The organism is Paenibacillus ehimensis NBRC 15659, assembly GCF_004000785.1.
In the GTDB taxonomy this organism is placed as follows: domain Bacteria; phylum Bacillota; class Bacilli; order Paenibacillales; family NBRC-103111; genus Paenibacillus_G; species Paenibacillus_G ehimensis.
This window is the reverse complement of record NZ_BILX01000213.1, coordinates 1-511: the sequence shown is the minus strand read 5'-3', so window position 1 is coordinate 511 and position 511 is coordinate 1. Positions and strand designations below refer to the sequence as shown.

General features: G+C 47.0%; 1 protein-coding gene. It reads right to left on the bottom strand.

What is annotated here, in order from left to right; translation table 11 throughout:
* Nucleotides 1-511, bottom strand: a 511-nt coding sequence (locus PEH01S_RS34385) for an RHS repeat protein (RefSeq protein ID WP_164828165.1), incomplete at both ends; no start/stop codon positions are given.

Below are 511 nucleotides of genomic sequence, written 5' to 3'. Positions count from 1 at the left end.
GTTGACTAGTTTCGTTTCCTCTTTCTTAATCGTCCGGTCTAAAGGATCTAAGGTCTCCGTAATCTTGTAGCCTTCGGCATCGGTCGACACTTTGGTACGCTGAACATCATTATATTCCACCGTAGCTGAAGAACCGTCCGGGTACGTAATTTTGTTCTGGCGGCTCCACTGGTCGTAGCCAAACCAGGTACGGTTTCCCCGGGCATCTTCGTTCCATTCCAACCGACCGTATGCATCGTATCCGAATCTGCTTCTAATGTCCTGCTCGCTTACACCCGTTGCAATCTTCCAGCCGATCGGGTTCCATTGCGTGTACGTTTTTACGCCCGCCTCATCTGTGATCAGGATCGAATTTTTTGCATCATCATATTGCAGGGTGACAACGCTGTTATCTGGATTAATTGCTTTCGTTACCCTGCCCAGCTTGTCATAGTCATAGTTTGTCACATAGCCTTTGCCGTCGATAATTTTTGTTACTTTTCCAAGCGTCGGATTATATTCATATTGCTGC